This window comes from Celerinatantimonas marina (assembly GCF_046054165.1).
Taxonomy (GTDB): Bacteria; Pseudomonadota; Gammaproteobacteria; order Enterobacterales; family Celerinatantimonadaceae; genus Celerinatantimonas.
This window is the reverse complement of record NZ_JBFNXK010000006.1, coordinates 46,094-63,926: the sequence shown is the minus strand read 5'-3', so window position 1 is coordinate 63,926 and position 17,833 is coordinate 46,094. Positions and strand designations below refer to the sequence as shown.

The window sequence follows — 17,833 nt, the reverse complement described above, 5'->3', positions numbered from 1 at the left end:
TCACCAGATATTTTTAAAGTCATCTTGCTTGGTGACGCTTGGATCACGATAGTATTCGATCAACTTTGCATATTTTAGATAACTGTTGATTGCGGAACTTATCGAGACCGTTAGGCCATCCATCCCATCTAAAAAGCCAAGTTTAAAAAAGTATTTTCGACAAAAAGCATTAAATCCATGCATGACTGGGGAAAAACGACTGACTTTTTTGTGCTTGGCATACATGATTTTGGCACTGCGGGAGCTGAAGTTTCGCCCAGGTTTAGCAAACAACTCGCCAATATTTTTGAATGAGTAGTGAATGATATCTTCCGGAAGCTGAGTCACATTGGCGGTATCAAGGCTACTGTGTTGCTTTACTTCTTTAAATTTAACGAATTTTCGATTGTAGAGCCGGGCACAATAATCCGGATACCAGCCACAGTGTTTGATCCAGCGCGAGCCGATCATATTCCGGCGGCGAAATGCAAAAGCCGTTTGTTCTTGACCTTCAAGCGTTAAATTTTGAATTGCTTGCTGCATTCCGGGTGTGACACGTTCATCGGCATCCAGCGAGAGGATCCAGTCATTGGAAGCATGTTCCAGTGCCACGTTTTTCTGAAAGCCATCCCCGAGATAAGGTTGGTGAACAATTTTAGCGCCCATCGATTCGGCGATACGAACGGTGTCATCATGGCTTCCGGAATCCACAACAACAATTTCATCACAGACAGGCTGCAGTGATTCGATACATGCCTTAATATGTTTTTCTTCATTCAGAGTAATGATATTTGCTGTTATAGGCATTCAATACACTCTCATTTTTCATTAGGTCCAACAGATCCTAGATAATATTCAATAGCGCTGATCGGGTCGATAAACTTCGGTGGTTATCTCAATAATGCAGCAACTGATCCAATGTTTTTTGTAAGGCGCCCCGATTGCGAGTCACAACCTGATGTGCTGCGTTAGAAGCTTGCGTATAAGCTTCACGTTGGCTGAGCCACTGAGCAATTTGTTCGGCTAGCTGATCGGTTTGGGTGTCAACGACCAGCGCGCCGGCGTGTTGGAGCTGCTGACTGATCTCACTAAAATTAAAATCATATGGGCCACTGACACAAGGCACGCCTAGCGCAGCCGGTTCTAGATAGTTATGTCCCCCGATAGGTTCCAGCGATCCACCCATAAGGGCAATATCACTCATGGCTAACAGATCGAGCAGCTCTCCCATTGTATCGCCGACATAAGTGAGTGTTTTTGCGGAGACGTCACTCTTTTCGCTACGGCGTACGATTGGACCAAAGCGCGAGGCCAACAGAGCGACTTCATCGAATCGTTCTGGATGGCGCGGGACTAACACCAGCAATAGCTTGGGATGGTTTTGGCGCAGCTGATGGGCCATTTCTAAAATCGGCTGATCTTCACCGCGATGCGTACTAATGGCCGCTAATACCGGGCGATCGCCGAAGAGACTATGCCGCTGCGCTCGGGCGGCGCCGATACGCGATTCATCGAGCGTGATATCAAACTTAATCGAACCGGTGGTTGCCACTTGATGGGCTTTAGCACCGATTTGAATAAAGCGTTTTGCATCATCGGGGTATTGCGCTCCAATCCAGTCGAGTCGACCGAATAATAATTCGGCGACGGTTGCAAAGCGTTGATAACGGCGTGCAGAGCGCTCCGACATGCGCGCATTGATGAGCGCTGTAGGAATGTTTCGGCGTTTGGCCAGCCACAGCCAGTTTGGCCACAGCTCGGTTTCCATGATCCATAATCGGCGTGGCTGATAGCGATGTAAAAACAAGGCAATACAAGGTAATAGATCAAAAGGGGCGAAGCGATGTTGTACGCGGTCACCTAAACGTTTTCTTACCTCTTCAGCCCCGGTTGCGGTAGTGGTCGTGACTAAGATCTGCCAATCGGGACGGGCTTTGAGCGTGGCTTTAATCAGGGCCGTGCTGGCAATGACTTCACCGACCGACACCGCATGAAACCAAAGATCGACAGGCTCGGTTCGTTTGCCAAAGCCAAAATGTTCGATCCAGCGGCGGCCAAATGCTCGCTTGCCCTGACGAGGCCAGTACAGCTTATAACAGGCGAAGAGCAGCCCGGGGCATAATAACAAGTTATAGGCGATAGCGTAGAGCGCTCGTTTTATCATCAGCTTAATCGAGCTCCTGCAGAGGAACTAACTTGCTTAAAGCGGCGATAGCCCCTGAAGCCGGTAACTCGGTTAAACATTTGAGGTGGCCCAGTGGGCAGGTGCGTTTAAAGCAAGGACGACAGTCGATATCCGTATGCAAAATTTCGACGGTTTGACTTAGCGGCGGTGTGTAATTGGGCGATGTGGAACCGTAAATGGCGACAATCGGTCGGCCCAGCGCCGCACCGATGTGCATCAGGCCGGAGTCGTTACTGATGACAGCACTGGCCACACTCATCAAATCGATCGCTTCGCCTAGCGAGGTCTGTCCCGCGAGCAGCTGGCAATGAGTACGCTGGTTTTCTCCAAGATGAGCTTTAATTTGCTCTGCAACCGGCAGGTCTTTTTTCGATCCAAAAATCCATACCTGACCGCCACGCTGAGCGATCCAGTGTTGAGCCACTTCCGCATATTGGGTTTCCGGCCAGCGTTTGGCGGGACCAAATTCGGCACCGGGGCAGATGGCAAGCACCGGTCGCTGCGTCGTGAGCTGCATTTTTTCCAGAACCAGCGTGACATCCTCAGGGTTGACCTGTAGATAGGGCGGTGGGATCTCTGGCAGATCTTGATCACTTCGCATCGCCGATTTATCAAACGCTAGCGCGGCGTAACGAGCCACCATCAGTGTAAAGTCACGTTTGTTGGATCGCAGATCGTTGAGTAGGCCATAGCGGCTTTCACCCTTCCAACCACAACGGTAAGGGACACGCGCAAAAAATGGGATCAGCGATGATTTGAGCGAATTGGGCAGAATATAGGCGCGGTCATAATGGCCTTTGAGTTCTCGACCGAGTTTCCAGCGTTTTTTCAGGTTAAATTCACCGTGGCCGAGTGGCATCCGGATCGCCTGAGAGACTTCAGGCATGCGCTCTAGCAGGGGACGGCACCAGTCGGGGGCCATCACGTCGATCCGGGCATCCGGATAGCGCTGTTGCAGTAACTGATAAAGACTATGCGACATGACCATATCGCCGACCCAGGCTGGGCCAATCACTAAGATATTCATATGAAGACAATGATCCGATCAAGACACAGCAACCACGCGGTGGCGTAGTTGCCGTGAAGATGGTTAATTAATTGCGATTGAGCCAAGCCATGTACTCACCGACCCCTTCGGCGACGGTTTTAAATGGTTTGTCGTAACCGGCAGCGCGCAGTTTATCGATATTGGCTTGGGTAAAACTCTGATAGCGGCCACGCAAGTGATCCGGGAATGGAATGTACTCGATTTCCCCTTTCTGGTGATAATGGACCACCGCTTCGGCTACCGCCTGGAATGGTTCTGCACGACCGGTGCCTAAGTTGAAAATACCGGATTGCTGCGGATGTTTGAAGAACCACAGATTTACGGCACAGACATCACCGACATAGACAAAATCTCGCAGTTGGCCGCCGTTTGCGTAACCATCCACGCCTTCAAACAATTTAGGATTTTCACCTTTATGGATCTGAGTATTGAGGTGGAAAGCGACACTGGCCATGCTGCCTTTGTGTTGTTCGCGTGGGCCATATACGTTGAAATAACGAAAACCCACGACCTGAGATTGGATCGAGGGCCAGATTCGACGGACATAGTTGTCAAATTGCAGTTTGGAATAGCCGTAAACGTTTAATGGACCTTCACAGGAAGGATCTTCAACGAAAGTTTCTGTAGTGCCATAAGTGGCGGCCGAAGACGCATATAAAAATGGAATTTCCCGATCTAAACAGTAATGCAGCAGCTCTTTGGAATATTCATAGTTATTTTCCATCATGAATTTCCCATCCCACTCGGTTGTGGCTGAGCAAGCCCCTTCATGGAAAACGGCTTCGATAGGACCTAAATCTTCACCGGAGATAATACGGGCAATGAATTCATCTTTATCCAAGTAATCTGCGATTTTGAGATCGACCAAATTGACGAATTTAGTGCCGTCAGTGAGATCATCGACCACAATGATATCTTCGTAGCCTTCATCATTCAGCGCTTTGACAATATTTGAGCCGATAAAACCAGCCCCTCCGGTAACAATAATCATCTGAAGTGTCCTTAAGATTCGAATCTGAGTAAATTTTAAAGGGCCGCTGCTTTAATAGCAATTTATCTTGGTCATCAATAACGGGATACCGCAGTAAATTGCTGGCAATAGTGAAGTGCGGCGGCGATCACCTGATGCATGTCGAAATACCGATACTGACCTAAGCGCCCGCCAAAATGAACTTGGGGCAGCGCCCGAGCGAGTTCCCGATAGCGTTTATATAAAGCCATATTTGGTTCATCATTAATGGGATAATAGGGTTCAGTGCCGGGTTGCCAGGCTTGGGGATATTCATAAGTGAGGTAACTGTGAGAGGTCGAGACCTGAGCAAAATGCTTATGTTCGATGGTGCGCGTGTAAGGCGTTTCAGGATCAGTATAGTTGATGACCGCATTACCTTGTACATTGGCGGTATCAAAGCGTTTGAGATCAAAGCGTAATGACCGATAGCCCAGATGACCTAATTGATACCCAAAATAGCGATCGATTGGGCCGGTATAAATAATGTGTTTAGCCTGTAAGGCCCACTGTGATGAGGCATCAAAAAAATCACAGTTGAGTGAAACGTCGATCCCTTCCAGCATGTTTTGTACCAGAGCGGTGTAACCATCCACCGGGATCCCCTGAAAATGATCGCTGAAATAATTATTATCAAACGTGAATCGCAGCGGCAGTCGGCGAATGATAAACGCCGGTAATTCACAGGCCGGACGTCCCCACTGTTTTTCGCTATATCCTTTAATCAGGGTTTCATAAATATCCCGGCCCACCAATGCCAGTGCTTGTTCTTCAAGATTCGTTGGGGTTTTCCCCTGCATTTCGGCTCGTTGTTGCTCTAATTTATGCAAGGCTTGCTGGGGTGTCGTCACCCCCCAGAGCTGATAGAAAGTGTGCATATTAAAAGGCAGGTTGTAGAGTTTGCCTCTGAAATTGGCTAGTGGCGAATTGGTAAAACGGTTGAACTGGGCAAATTGTTGCACGTAATCCCAGATGGCTGCATCACTGGTATGAAAAATGTGCGCGCCATAGCGGTGGATGGCAATGCCTTCTTTGTTTTCGGTATAGATATTTCCCGCGATATGATCACGTTGTTCGATGACTTTGACGCGATATCCGCGGCTAGAGAGTTGTTGGGCACATACCGCACCGTATAACCCACTACCTACAATTAAAAAGTCCCATTGGCTCATATCGTGGTCGTCTTTGTGGCCTGAATAAATGGAATAACCAAGCTGTTCTTACTTTTTTGATGGTTTATGTACTATGGTAACAATACTGAATTGTATTGTAGATAACCAGTTAGGGTCTCGTTCGTTATTTCAATAACGGGATGATGCGCGACTCATGTTGATCATGGACATCCAGATTTTTGCTATTGGGAAAGTGTTATTGGAGTGATGTCACTCAGCATTGAGTGACCCGTAAGAAAGTGGTTGGATCCGGCTATATCCAACCATGAATGAATCCTGATTAAGAGTAACGATGGCCGTTTGAGTTTCCAGAAGTGAGCGGTTCAGGCGATCAAAGGATTTCCTAAATGATAATTGGATTATGGATCTTTACGGGACTCGTTTGTATTTTTGCCGGGTGGCAAATGTGGCGCCGCAAACAGGCCTATCAACAGTTAGCCGAGTCTCAGGCTGGTTTTCAGTCTTTTTTTAACCAATCTTTTCAATATGCTACGGTTTTAGATCGCAATGGCGTCATCATCGCTGTGAATAAGCCGACGGAGCAATTGCTGAACAAAACGTTTGAAGAACTCCAGGGGGCTTATTTTTGTGATATCGAAGTGTTTCAGGCACAGGTGGAGCTGCGGAGTAAATTAAAAGCAGCGCTGGAACTGGCTGAACAGGGGGCTGTGGGCTGGGCTAATGTTGAATTCATGGATGACTATAACAAACATCATTTTATTGACGTGTCATTTCAGCCGGTATTGGATGAGCATCAGCAATTGCAACAGATTTTGGTTGAAGGCCGTAATATTAATCGGTTACATGCGGCTCGTCAGCAATTGGAGCAGAGTCGGCTGGAGTTTTGGACATTATTTGAAGAAAATCCGCTGTTATTGTGTCGTATCAATAATTTGGGAATGACGGTGCGCTGTAACCGTCAGGCGAGTGTTGAGTTGGGACGGGAAGCCCGTGACCTGGAGGGCAACGTTTGGGGGAATTTTTATGCTGATCCCGAGCTCCGGAGCACTTTTATGGATTACCTGCAACATGCGGAATCCGGGCAGGTTTATAGCCGGGATTTATGTTATCTGCATTGTACGGGAAAACATATCTGGTTTAATGAGTCGATTCGTAAACTGCCCAATAGCCATGATTTTTTATTAGTCGGCGAAAATATTACAGAGAAACGACGATTAACAGAGGAGCTGGCGTATCAGGCGAGCCATGATTTTCTCACTGGGATGTATAACCGAAGCTATTTTGAACAGCAGTTGGAAATTTTTTTGGAATCCGCACAGAACGGCAAGAAGCATGCCCTGATGTTTCTGGATTTGGATCAGTTTAAAGTCATTAATGATACACAAGGACATCTGGCTGGTGATCAGGTTCTCAAGCATACCGCCCTGTTATTAATTAATACACTCCCTCAAAATGCAGTACTGGCCCGTTTGGGGGGAGACGAGTTTGGCATTCTATTGCCGGAGATTACATTGGAAGATGCTCGTAGGATCGGGCAGTTATTGGTTCGTAATATCGCCGCGTTCAATTTCCACTGGGAAAACAAGATTTTTAATCTGGCCGGGAGTATTGGCCTGAATATGGTTGATAGTAATTCCGGTGGAAAATATCGAGTGATGGCGGAGGTGGATAGTGCCTGTTATGCCGCAAAAGAGCAGGGGCGAAATCGGCTACATGTTTTTGAATTAGATGATGAGCAGCTTATTGAGCGGCAGGATAAAATGCGTTGGGTTGAGCCGATCCAACAAGCCATCCGGGAAGAGCGGTTCGTCTTGTATGCACAGCCCATTGTCGCCGTTACTCATGATGAGCCTGGTTTACATTATGAAGTTCTGGCCCGAATGCAGGATAAACAGGGGATCCTGATTGCTCCCGGTATTTTTTTGCAGGTGGCTGAGCATTACAATTTAGCGGATCGGGTCGACATGGTGATCATTAATAAAATTTTCGACTGGCTGGAAGCCCATCCCGCGCATGTGGCGCAGTTGTCATTGTGCTCGATTAATCTATCGGGGTTATCTTTAAGCAATCATGAATTTGTGAATTGGTTATTGTCCCGTCTGCAACGACTATCGATTCCGCTTCACAAACTTTGTTTTGAAACGACCGAAACGGTCGCCATTAGTCATATTCAGGTGGCCACCCAATTTTTTAGTGAGATTAAAAGCATGGGCTGCAAAATTGCTTTAGATGATTTCGGTTCGGGACTTTCGTCATTTGGCTATCTGAAAACACTCCCGATTGATTTTCTTAAAATCGATGGCTTATTTATCCGGGAGCTTCCCGAAAATGCCATGGACTTGGCCATGGTGAAGTCGATCAACGAAGTGGCACATGTGCTGGGTAAACAAACGATTGCTGAATTTGTAGAAAATGAAGCGGCGATGCAATGTCTTACTGAAATCGGGGTCGACTTTGCGCAAGGCTATTATATCGATAAACCGATGCCCATTGAGCATCTTCCCCATTAAACTTGTTGGCTTTTCGTCAAGCGTATACACTGCGGACAATTGTTTCTGCGAGGGTATGCCGTGATTCCGTTGCTCTGTAGCGAGTCATTTTTAAAAATGACTGCAACTTCGATGAGTCAAGATTTTCAATTACCGATGATATCCCGGGCCCCTGTTGTGGGTCTTTATTTGGAATATAGTGCGGAAGGATTAGCGTTAAAGCTGGCGGATGAACCTAAGCTGGGTGGCGTGCAGGTGGATTTTGGGCATGGCCGCAGTGAATACCGGCGCAAGCAGGGCGGTGCCGAAGCGGTGACCAAAGCGTTGGGGATCAAAAAAGGCTGGCGGCCGGTCGTCTTAGATGCCACGGCAGGACTGGGCCGGGATGCCTTTGTGATTGCATCGCTCGGATGTGAAGTGCGAATGATCGAGCGCTGTGCTCCGGTCGCGGCGCTGCTCGCCGATGGTTTAGCACGGGCCCGTCTTAACGGTGAATTGGCTTGGGTGGATCAGTTGATGAGTCTGCACTATGCCAGCAGTTTGGACAGGTTGAGTGAGTTAGGGCAAGGCGTGGATGCGGTGTATCTGGACCCGATGTATCCGCATAAGAAAAAATCGGCACAGGTCAAAAAAGAGATGCGATTGTTTCAAATGTTGGTGGGCGGCGATGATGATGCCGATGGTTTGCTTGCTGCGGCGCGGCAAACCGGCGCTCGACGAATTGTGGTGAAACGTCCGAATTATGCGGACTGGTTAGCGGGTGAAAAACCGCAGGCCGAATTGAAAACCAAAAGTCACCGATTCGATATTTATTTATCGCACTTGTAAGTAGCCATACCCAAACTTCAAGCATGGATGAAAGCGCGCCCGTTCAGGCGCGTTTCACTAGTACCGCATCAATGGAGTGATTCCCGACACTTTTGGGGGATTACTGCGTGATCATCTTTTGTGTGCCTTTGGCTTTTTCTTCATCGCTTTCTGGCGGTTGTTCCGGGATCAACAATCCTTTTTGGCAAGCAGGTTTGGCCGCCATCTGTTGATGCCAACGTTGCAGGTGATCCAACCCATCAATACTCACACCGCTCCACTCATAAATTCGAACCCACGGCCAGGTCGCAATATCGGCGATAGAATAGTCTCCTGCCAGATATTCGACTTCACTTAATCGGTGATCCAGTACTTCAAATAAGCGACGACTTTCGTTTTGATAACGCGCGATCGCCGCTGGTATTTTCTCTGGAAAATAGCGATAGAAGACATTCGCCTGACCCATCATCGGCCCGACGCCACTCATTTGGAACATCAGCCATTGTGTGACAATGCTGCGTTGTTTCAGATCGGTCGGTAATAATTGTCCACTGCGTTCGGCCAGATACAACAAGATGGCTCCACTTTCAAAAACACAGAAATCATCATGGTCATGATCGACGATGGCGGGGATCCGACCATTCGGATTAATCGCCAGAAATTCCGGTTGTTTTTGTTCATTTTGGCGTAAATTAATCGGGTGAACTTGATACTCCAACCCCATTTCTTCAAGGGCAATAGAGACTTTAAAGCCGTTTGGTGTGGCCGCTGTGTAAAGAGAGATCATCTGTTTTCCTCGATAAGATTTAAAATGTGGGATTTTTCAACCCCATTCGAGCCTAGATGGTGATGTGTTGCCGTTCTTTAACTCTGAAACGCCGGGCGTTGAGCTATTTGAGCTTGCCAGTGCGCTAATGCCGGCAGCCGATGATCAACGTGGATATCTAACACGGAGGCCATTTTTAGCATGACGAAGGCACTAATATCGGCAATCGTAAAGCGCTCGCCCGCTAAATAAGAGCTTTGCGAGAGGCGCGTGTTCAGTTTGGGGAGTAAGGTCCGAAAACGTGATAATGCTTCATGTCCCCAGTCTTCAATGCAGTTTTCTCGATCTTGATACACTTTTTTTAGATTTCGAACGGCTTGGGCCACCAGAATAATGCCCTGAAACTCGATTAGCCGTTGCCACATTTCGATCCGGGCTTGCTCTTCACCACCGATACCGAACAAATTAGGTGTTGGATGGAGTGCTTCGAGATAGCGACAGATCGCCACCGATTCACAGAGATATTCCCCCGAGTCTAACTCCAGTACTGGCACTAGCCCGTTGATACTTTTAGCCTGAAAGGCTGCGGTTAAATTATCTCCAGCACGAACATCAAGCTGTTCTCTGTCGATCTCAATGCCTTTTTCGCGGATAAATAAATTTACCCGGAGGCAGTTGGGTGTGATAGGCATTTCATAGAGCTTCATCGTTTTACGTGCCATATTGTTTGTAATATGTTACATATTAAAGACAATATCTAAACGATCAGTCAAGAATGATTTTTTAGGAATGCAAAATGGCAAGACCATGTTCATTTGATCGTGAACAAAAACTGGATGAAGCAATGCAGCTGTTTTGGCAACAGGGGTTTGAAAGCACATCGATTCGAGATCTGGAACAACATCTGGGACTCAATCGATTTAGTATTTATCACAGTTTTGGCGATAAGCAGGCGTTGTATCATTTGGTTCTCGATCGCTATCAACAACGTTCCGAGGCGCTTTGGCGACAGATTATCGATCACAGTGATAGTCCGTTGCAGGCTCTTCACAATTTAGTGGACAGCTTTTTGGCTCGGGTCAAAACACAGCCGCAAGGTTGCTTGATCCAAAGTGCACTTCTTGAATGTGCGGCTGAAGATGACATTGTGCAGCAGATGTGCCGGGCTCAAATGCAAACGTTAGAGCATATTATTATGGAGCAGTTTGCACTGCTGGGATGGGAAGGTGAAACACGAGAGGCATTAAGTGCGTTTGTGTTGACCCATTTACAAGGGTTACGAATGCTGGGCAAGACCCATTTAAATACCTTGGTTGAACAAAGTGCTCAGCAATTGAAAGCATGGATCGAGAGGCAAGCTTAGTATCACCCTGCGGGTTCCATACAGCATCTTGAACGGTGTCGAGCCCTGTTCGCTGAACTCATGAGGCATCACCGGTCGCCTTTTGTTCAACATGGGGGTCATTGAAATAAAATATAAGCATGAACGTTCAATAGCCTTTAGGGGCAATTCGTATGGATATGATAGCGTTTAGTCATAAAAGGGTGATTCACTTCTAATTTCTACGACAAAATCCCCCGTGAAATTTGCTTCGGCGAATCGACAGGACTAGAGTTAAATCATCGCGCAGGGATAGCGTGATATGGAAAGAGATAACATCTGACCTTTGTTGACCGACAGAAAGCGGGGGAAGCATTAGCTTCTCTCGCTTTTCTCGTTTTAACCCTATCAATTTCATCAAATCTGGCTGACATCACTGCATTTTTTAGGCTTTTTGTTGAAAAATCGGTATGATCGGGCGATTTTTGGAAATGAGGTGGCTCAATGCAAACATGGGATGTTGTGATTATCGGTGCTGGTGCCGCCGGATTAATGTGTGCGGCGCAGGCAGGCTACCGTGGCCGACGGGTGTTGCTGCTCGATAATGCCAAACAAGCAGGTCGCAAAATTCTCATTTCGGGCGGTGGTCGTTGTAACTTTACTAATACTCATGCCCAACCCGATGCTTATATCTGCCACAATTCCCATTTTGTTAAATCGGCACTCAGCCGCTTTAGTGCCCATGATTTTATCGAGCTGGTGGAACGCCACGGACTGAATTATCACGAGAAAACACTCGGGCAGTTGTTCTGTGATGAGAGCGCTAAAGATCTGTTAGAAATCCTGATGACCGAACTTTCATGGTCGGGAGCCAATCTGCAACTGCGCACTGAAGTTCTGAAAGTCATAAGAACCGATACTGGTTTTCTGATCCAGACCAGTGCGGGTGAATTGCAGTGTCTGTCACTGGTTGTGGCAACCGGTGGCTTATCGATGCCGAAACTAGGCGCTACTCCGCTGGGGTTGCAACTGGCGGAACAGTTCGGGCTGCATGTTTATCCAACCCGAGCCGGTCTCGTGCCTTTTACACTGCATGCCGAAGATAAAGTGCGTTTTGCACAGATCTCCGGCGTTAGTGTGGCCTGTGAAGTTCACAGTCTCTCAGGAATGAGGTTTCGGGAAAGCTTGCTGTTTACCCATCGCGGTTTATCGGGACCGGCTATTTTACAGATTTCTAGTTTTTGGCAGGCCGGCGAGCCGGTTTGGATCAATCTTCTCCCTGACGTGAAAGCGGGGGATTGGTTGCAAACTTTGTCACGGGATCGTCCACGTGTCAGCCTACGTAAATTGCTGAGCGAAAAGTTACCGAAACGATTTGTCGATATCTGGTTGGAGACCGATATTGCCGATACCGCAATTGGCCAACTACCGCTGAAACGGCGCGAGCAGCTGGCCGAACAGCTGAATCATTGGGAACTAAAGCCCAATGGTACCGAAGGTTATCGAACGGCAGAAGTTACTTTGGGTGGTGTAGATACCGACGAGCTTTCCTCTAAAACGATGGAATGCAAAAACATCCCTGGGCTTTACTTTATCGGTGAAGTGGTGGATGTGACGGGTTGGCTCGGGGGTTATAACTTTCAATGGGCCTGGAGCAGCGGCTGGGCCGCCGGGCAAGTGGTTTGATGCTGTTGTAGAACAATAAAATCTCCCCGTTGTCACGTTGATGACTTCACTTTCATTGTGTGACTATTCGACCATCTTCGATGGTTTGTCCTAAAGGGAATGAATTTAAAGGCCCTTGAATCACAATGTAATATAAAATTTCATTGGATTGGTTGCGCCAGCTTCGAGCTCCATTAGGTGATATTCGTAATGCTGTTCCTTCTTTAATTGGAATGGTTTCTTCATCAATCAGAAATTGCCCATTTCCTTTTATAAATAGGTACACCTCCTCATTATTGACGTGGCGATGAAAGAAAGGCATAGAGGTATGTGGCGCGAGCAGATTTAAGGAAATAATTGAGCCTGTGCAATTCAAAATCTGACTTAAAAATAATTTGCCAGAGGCGGTGGCCGGAATACTTTTATGAGTAAATGTACAGCTGCTTAAATCAGCCATATCTTGAATTTGGAATACGGAATAGTGGGTTCCGTGGTGAATATTATAGTTTTCTGACGACATATTTATTCCTTATCGATGAGGATCCCGTTCACTCATAGCCTAAATTGCCTCACAATATGTTCAACATAATATTTTGAAAGGAGATCAATGATGTCGTGGCCAAAAGAAAGAAAGGCAGAAAGCAGAAAAAAAATATTAGAAAGTGCCGCTCGACTCTTTACGGCTTATGGCTATGAGCGGATTTCTATTGGTGATGTAATGAAAGATGCAGGTAAAACTCATGGTGGCTTTTATTCTCATTTTTCATCTAAAAATCAACTGTATGCTGAGGCTATACAACAAGCTGCAAAAAACAGTATGAATCAGCATGGGGATGAAAATCTCGATCAAGTTTTTACAAATTATCTGAGTATGGAACATGTAAAGCTTGATAAGGCATCCTGCCCACTGGCTTTTTTATCCACTGATGTTGCAACCAAAGAAAAAGCAATCAGAGATGTTTATACCCATACTTTTACGGGATTTGCGGATTTAATTGGGCGTAGTCAGCGTATTGATAGTCAAGAAAAATCGTATGCCATTTCTGCTCTTTTAATCGGGGGCGTTGCTATCGCTCGAGCATTAAGTAATGACACGTTAGCGCAAGCTGTATTGAATTCATGCCAAAAGATCTGTCATCAGCTATCTTCAATTGAAGAGGATTCGATTTGAATTCATTTTTTATATCCAGATTATGGATAACATCGCAAAAGATGGCTCAAGGGAGCTTGAGCAAGAGACTCCTTTATGCAAAGGAGCCTCGGTCTTTTTGATTAATGATGATTCATTTTCTACATCACGAGATGGTTTAGTCCATTTCTGTAAGTGCGGTTTGACCTGCAATACGGCCAAAGGTAAAGATATCCGTCAAGGCGTTACCTCCAAGGCGGTTCCCGGCGTGGATGCCACCTGCGACTTCCCCGGCTGCATAGAGATTCTTGATGGGTTGATTATTTTCATCCAGAACCCGCGTGGCGGTATCAATTTTTAAACCGCCCATCGTATGGTGAACCGCCGGATGGCGAGGTGTGGCATAAAATGGTGCTTTTTCCACCTTCAAGCTAAAGGTATCTTTGTGGAATTCGGGATCGTATCCGGCCTCAACATAGCTGTTATATTTGCTAATAGTATCCACGAGCACGTCAGGATCCATCCCCACTTTAACCGCTAGCTCTTCCAGCGTATCCGCTCTGTAGAGCGTTCCTGCTTCAACTTGCTGATCTAGCTTTTCTTGGCTGGTATTGACCGCATGTTTTTTGATTTCATCATCGGCAATCAGATAGAAGAGCCCCCCTTCGGCCAAGGCGGCTTTGGTCAATACGTCACGCCCCGCGAATTCATTGATGAATCGTTTCCCCTGAGTATTCACAATGATGAAGTTCTCTGGTGGAACCACAATTCCGCTGAACAGCTCTCCGGTAATGGGGTCGGCGACCGGCATCATCTGAGAAAATCCCATCCCGACTAAGCTCGCCCCCACGGATTGACCAAGGATAATACCATCCCCCGTCATTGCGGATGAGTTGGTGGTGTTGATATCGTCAGCAATGTTACTCCAGTAGGTATTGTATTGTTGCAACATCTTGGTGTTGGCTCCAAAGCCGCCGCTCGCCAAGACTACGGCTTTCGCATGAACGGTAATTTTTTGACCGTTTACCCCGGATGCGATGATCCCTTTGATTTCACCATTGTCGATCAGAAATTCTTTGGCTGGACTATCAGTGATGATGGTGCCGTGCATTTTTTCAATGTATTGGCTTAATGCAAGAATGAAGGCCGTCCCATATTTTTTGATGGGTTTATGACCACGGCGCCATAGGGCACCCACGGGGGCACAAACGCTTTCTTTGTCATATTCGACGCCGATATCTTCTAACCATTTCACACTTTCTAACGCACGGTCAGTTAAAATTTTGACTAAATCGTATTGGCCATAGATGGCGTTGCCTTGAAGATCGGTCCGTTTCCCACCGAAGTAAGTTTGCATTCTGTGTAGCAGGGGAGAATCAAATAGATAGCCTTTCCCTTTACCAAATTGGGCTTGGTAGTTGGCAAATTCGTCTTTTAGAGCGCGGAAATCTTCTAAATACTCGGCGTGAATGTCGCTCTCCGCCGTGTTCATGAGTGTTTCAAGGGTATGCCTTTCACCTGGATTTTCATCGAAACTATGTTGCCATTCGGGGTCTGCGGCATTAATTGGACCACCGGAACGGATCGTGTTGCCCCCCAGAGCCGGGAATTTTTCGAGCACGATGGCACTCTTGCCTTGTTGGAGCACGGTGGCTGCTGCGCTTAGGCCTGCACCACCTCCGCCGATGACCACAACATCACAAGTGTACTCTTCGTCCTCTTTATTTAGGCTGCTCGCAGGTTTGGGCCGCTTTCTTAAGATATCAGGGTTAACCCCTGCTAATTTTACCGCTTTCGCTACACCATCAAGAACCGCGTGACTTGTTTCCGAGGCACCCGATAAGGCATCCACATTGAGTGTTTGACCTTCGATGATTTTATTTGGAATTCGGACAAATACGACGTCTGCTAGACCTTCGGTCTCACGACTGGTATCGATATCGATGCGTTCAATTTTCTTCTCGCTGAAGGCCACTTTCATGGGTAGCGCGCCCCCATGACCTAGTGCGTGAACTTCATAAGTGCCCGGTGTAAATGAAAACGCTTCTTCTTCGTTTAATTGGTTTGAAATTTTGGCAAAACGCATGAAGCGTAAGAAACAGATGTCTAAAAAGTCGACGGTTTCTTCGTTGTTGAGCTGCCCTTTTTCATCAAACGCTCGATTGGCATTCCCAAGCAAGAATTCGTAGCCCGGCATGACATTGGCATTCACTCCGGGGGCATCCAAGATCTGTCGCAGGTGTAGCTGTGCGCGAGATGAGCCTTGAGCATCGATAGATGCACCCAAGATCATCACGGGTTTGCCATCGAGTGGATGGAGCTCGTAGCTGAGCCATTCCAGCACACTTTTTAGGCTAGAGGGAATCGAGTGGTTATATTCCGGTGTCGCAATAATAACGCCATCGCTGGCCATGATTTTTTCATGGATCTCTAAGAGCTGTGCGTTATTGGAGGGTTGGTCCTGATTAAACATCGGGACATCATTGATTTCTAACAACTCGATCTCTGCGGTGGCTTGAAAATGAGTTTGCATAAATTGAAGTAAAGTCCGGTTGTAGGACTTGGGAGACGTTGTTCCGACGAGTGCTGTAAATTTCATTTTTTATGCCTCCTGTGTTTGCCAAACGTATTTTTTGTCTTTTTTTATGCCAGCTTTGTTTGATAAGAGTTTTGTAATAAGGCCGGTAAATAGAACAAATTCTCTAAATATTTCATCGAGTTCTGCCTGCTTATCTGCATCGATTAAAGCCCCTTTGGCATTAAAGGCGGCTTGTGATTTTCCAAGTAAGAACTCACTGCTTGGCATCAGCCGTGCGGCTAATTCTGGGGAATACAAAATTTGGCGAAGTTGAGCTTGGGCCCGTGAAGAACCTAATGCACCGTGAGAAGCTCCGACAATCAACACCGGCTTATCGATGAGAGCTTGACTGGTATAACTGATCCACTCCAATGCACTCTTCAATACGGCCGGAATGGCATGATCGTATTCGGGCGTTGCAATAATGACGCCGTCAGCCTGCTGGATTTTTGTCGAAAGAGCGTCGACGGCTTCAGGCACCTGGCTCTCTTCTACTTCGTAAAAAGCCGGTAGTTGTTTGATTTCATAGAGCTCGATTTGGGCTTCGTCTTTAAAATGCTCTTTCATGAATTGCAATAACATGCGGTTTGTTGACACGTCTGAATTGGTGCCAACAATAGCTAAGTAGTTCATATCGGAGGATCCTATGCTGTAAAACCATAATGGGTATCTGGATATTGTTTTAACACAGTCCGAAAAGGCTATCTAATAGCTAGTTATTCGCACCTTATAAGTAATTTGTTATGATGTAGAGATAAAGGGGAAGGCAGGTCGGAAAATGTCAAAATATCACACTCAAAATACCCTCTATTTTATTGATGCGTTGCTCAAATTTAGCAATTACAGTAAGGCGGCTGAGTCTCTCTATATTTCTCAACCTTATCTGACCCAAGTGATCAAACGTATTGAAAAAGAGCTGCACTGTCAGATCATTAATCGTAGTGAACTGCCTTACCGGTTAACGGAACAGGGCAAAATTTATTATGATTATCTTGGCTCTTTGGAGACGGTTCACGCCAATATGCGTCGGCAAATTACCGCGATTACCGACATGGGCAAGAAGACATTAAAAATCGGCGTTTTATCCAGTATCGGTACTTATCTTATCCCATTGTTTTTGCCTAATTTTTTGCGTCTCTATCCGGAATGTCAAATAGAGTTAGTGGAAGATATACCGGAGAATAATGAGAAGCGGCTTTTAAAAGGGGAAGTGGACTTTTTTATAGGCCAGAATTCAAGCCATATTGCGCCTAATCTTCTGACTGTTTCTTGGGGAAGGCATGGGTATCTTGCGATCATCCCCAAATCTTGCGAGCTTTATCGAGATAATACCGCCACCATTGCTCCCGGCCGTTTGGCCATCGAAGATTTATTGCGGCAAAAACTGGTGTTAACCACCAGAGGGTCGGCTATTCGATCGCAGGTGGATCATTTGTTGGGCATTTATAAAATTAAGCCCACTATCGTGATTGAAAGCAGTGAAATTTCAACCGTAAAACGCCTTTCGATGGCTGATGTTGGCCTTACTTTTGTGCCTAAAAGTTTGATCGTTGAGCCATGCCCTTGCAAATACAATATCTATCCATTGCCGATTGAACAATTATATTTAGATTACTTTATTGCCTACCGATGTGACCGCAAGTTGTCAGCTCTGGACCGAGGCTTATTGGATTCATTTCTGCGTTACAAAGATATAGTCCAGTATTAATGCGATGAAAGGAGCA

16 protein-coding genes are annotated in these 17,833 nt (G+C 46.5%); 6 read left to right on the top strand and 10 right to left on the bottom strand.

All coding sequences use genetic code 11. The features are described 5' to 3' along the window. From ABUE20_RS08130 to glf, 5 genes are all read right to left on the bottom strand, one after another. A complete protein-coding gene (locus ABUE20_RS08130; protein ID WP_408619386.1) occupies positions 1 to 786 on the bottom strand; it encodes a glycosyltransferase family 2 protein in 786 nt (261 codons plus the stop codon). An 88-nt stretch (positions 787 to 874) separates the two neighbouring features. After that, positions 875 to 2,143: a lipid IV(A) 3-deoxy-D-manno-octulosonic acid transferase gene (gene waaA / locus ABUE20_RS08125; protein WP_408619385.1), complete on the bottom strand. Its 1,269-nt coding sequence runs from the start codon at positions 2,141 to 2,143 to the stop codon at positions 875 to 877. Between the two features lie 4 nt (positions 2,144 to 2,147). Continuing rightward, on the bottom strand, positions 2,148 to 3,191 hold the full coding sequence (gene waaF / locus ABUE20_RS08120) for a lipopolysaccharide heptosyltransferase II (RefSeq protein ID WP_408619384.1): 1,044 nt from the start codon (positions 3,189 to 3,191) through the stop codon (positions 2,148 to 2,150). Between the two features lie 67 nt (positions 3,192 to 3,258). Beyond that, positions 3,259 to 4,203 carry an ADP-glyceromanno-heptose 6-epimerase gene (rfaD, locus tag ABUE20_RS08115; protein WP_408619383.1) on the bottom strand — a complete coding sequence of 315 codons (945 nt, stop codon included), beginning with the start codon at positions 4,201 to 4,203 and terminating at the stop codon, positions 3,259 to 3,261. Positions 4,204 to 4,277: 74 nt separating this feature from the next. Then, complete coding sequence (gene glf, locus ABUE20_RS08110; RefSeq protein ID WP_408619382.1) at positions 4,278 to 5,393, bottom strand: UDP-galactopyranose mutase; 1,116 nt, start codon at positions 5,391 to 5,393, stop codon at positions 4,278 to 4,280. A gap of 347 nt (positions 5,394 to 5,740) precedes the next feature. Here glf and ABUE20_RS08105 point away from each other — a divergent pair, with 347 nt between their 5' ends. Both ABUE20_RS08105 and ABUE20_RS08100 read left to right on the top strand, forming a co-directional pair. Then, the gene (locus ABUE20_RS08105) at positions 5,741 to 7,864 is read left to right on the top strand and encodes a sensor domain-containing protein (RefSeq protein ID WP_408619381.1); all 2,124 of its coding nucleotides are present in this window, start codon (positions 5,741 to 5,743) and stop codon (positions 7,862 to 7,864) included. Between the two features lie 111 nt (positions 7,865 to 7,975). After that, positions 7,976 to 8,671 carry a class I SAM-dependent methyltransferase gene (locus ABUE20_RS08100; RefSeq protein ID WP_408619380.1) on the top strand — a complete coding sequence of 232 codons (696 nt, stop codon included), beginning with the start codon at positions 7,976 to 7,978 and terminating at the stop codon, positions 8,669 to 8,671. Positions 8,672 to 8,771: 100 nt separating this feature from the next. Here ABUE20_RS08100 and ABUE20_RS08095 read toward each other — a convergent pair whose 3' ends face one another. Both ABUE20_RS08095 and ABUE20_RS08090 read right to left on the bottom strand, forming a co-directional pair. After that, the gene (locus ABUE20_RS08095) at positions 8,772 to 9,437 is read right to left on the bottom strand and encodes a glutathione S-transferase family protein (RefSeq protein ID WP_408619379.1); all 666 of its coding nucleotides are present in this window, start codon (positions 9,435 to 9,437) and stop codon (positions 8,772 to 8,774) included. A gap of 77 nt (positions 9,438 to 9,514) precedes the next feature. After that, positions 9,515 to 10,123 carry a glutathione S-transferase family protein gene (locus ABUE20_RS08090; RefSeq protein ID WP_408619378.1) on the bottom strand — a complete coding sequence of 203 codons (609 nt, stop codon included), beginning with the start codon at positions 10,121 to 10,123 and terminating at the stop codon, positions 9,515 to 9,517. Between the two features lie 89 nt (positions 10,124 to 10,212). Here ABUE20_RS08090 and ABUE20_RS08085 point away from each other — a divergent pair, with 89 nt between their 5' ends. Continuing rightward, positions 10,213 to 10,779: a TetR/AcrR family transcriptional regulator gene (locus tag ABUE20_RS08085; protein ID WP_408619377.1), complete on the top strand. Its 567-nt coding sequence runs from the start codon at positions 10,213 to 10,215 to the stop codon at positions 10,777 to 10,779. A gap of 462 nt (positions 10,780 to 11,241) precedes the next feature. Then, entirely contained in the window at positions 11,242 to 12,423 is a 1,182-nt protein-coding gene (locus ABUE20_RS08080; protein ID WP_408619376.1) for a BaiN/RdsA family NAD(P)/FAD-dependent oxidoreductase, read from the top strand. 52 nt (positions 12,424 to 12,475) lie between these two features. Here ABUE20_RS08080 and ABUE20_RS08075 read toward each other — a convergent pair whose 3' ends face one another. After that, complete coding sequence (locus ABUE20_RS08075; protein WP_408619375.1) at positions 12,476 to 12,922, bottom strand: cupin domain-containing protein; 447 nt, start codon at positions 12,920 to 12,922, stop codon at positions 12,476 to 12,478. Positions 12,923 to 13,009: 87 nt separating this feature from the next. Here ABUE20_RS08075 and ABUE20_RS08070 point away from each other — a divergent pair, with 87 nt between their 5' ends. After that, entirely contained in the window at positions 13,010 to 13,573 is a 564-nt protein-coding gene (locus tag ABUE20_RS08070; protein WP_408619374.1) for a TetR/AcrR family transcriptional regulator, read from the top strand. Positions 13,574 to 13,709: 136 nt separating this feature from the next. Here the strand turns inward: ABUE20_RS08070 and ABUE20_RS08065 are convergent, their stop codons facing one another. Next, positions 13,710 to 16,130, bottom strand: a complete 2,421-nt coding sequence (locus ABUE20_RS08065) for a flavocytochrome c (RefSeq protein ID WP_408619373.1) — start codon at positions 16,128 to 16,130, stop codon at positions 13,710 to 13,712. A 3-nt stretch (positions 16,131 to 16,133) separates the two neighbouring features. Continuing rightward, a complete protein-coding gene (locus ABUE20_RS08060) occupies positions 16,134 to 16,742 on the bottom strand; it encodes an NADPH-dependent FMN reductase (RefSeq protein ID WP_408619372.1) in 609 nt (202 codons plus the stop codon). Between the two features lie 145 nt (positions 16,743 to 16,887). Here ABUE20_RS08060 and ABUE20_RS08055 point away from each other — a divergent pair, with 145 nt between their 5' ends. After that, complete coding sequence (locus ABUE20_RS08055) at positions 16,888 to 17,817, top strand: LysR family transcriptional regulator (RefSeq protein WP_408619371.1); 930 nt, start codon at positions 16,888 to 16,890, stop codon at positions 17,815 to 17,817. Positions 17,818 to 17,833 lie beyond the last annotated feature (16 nt).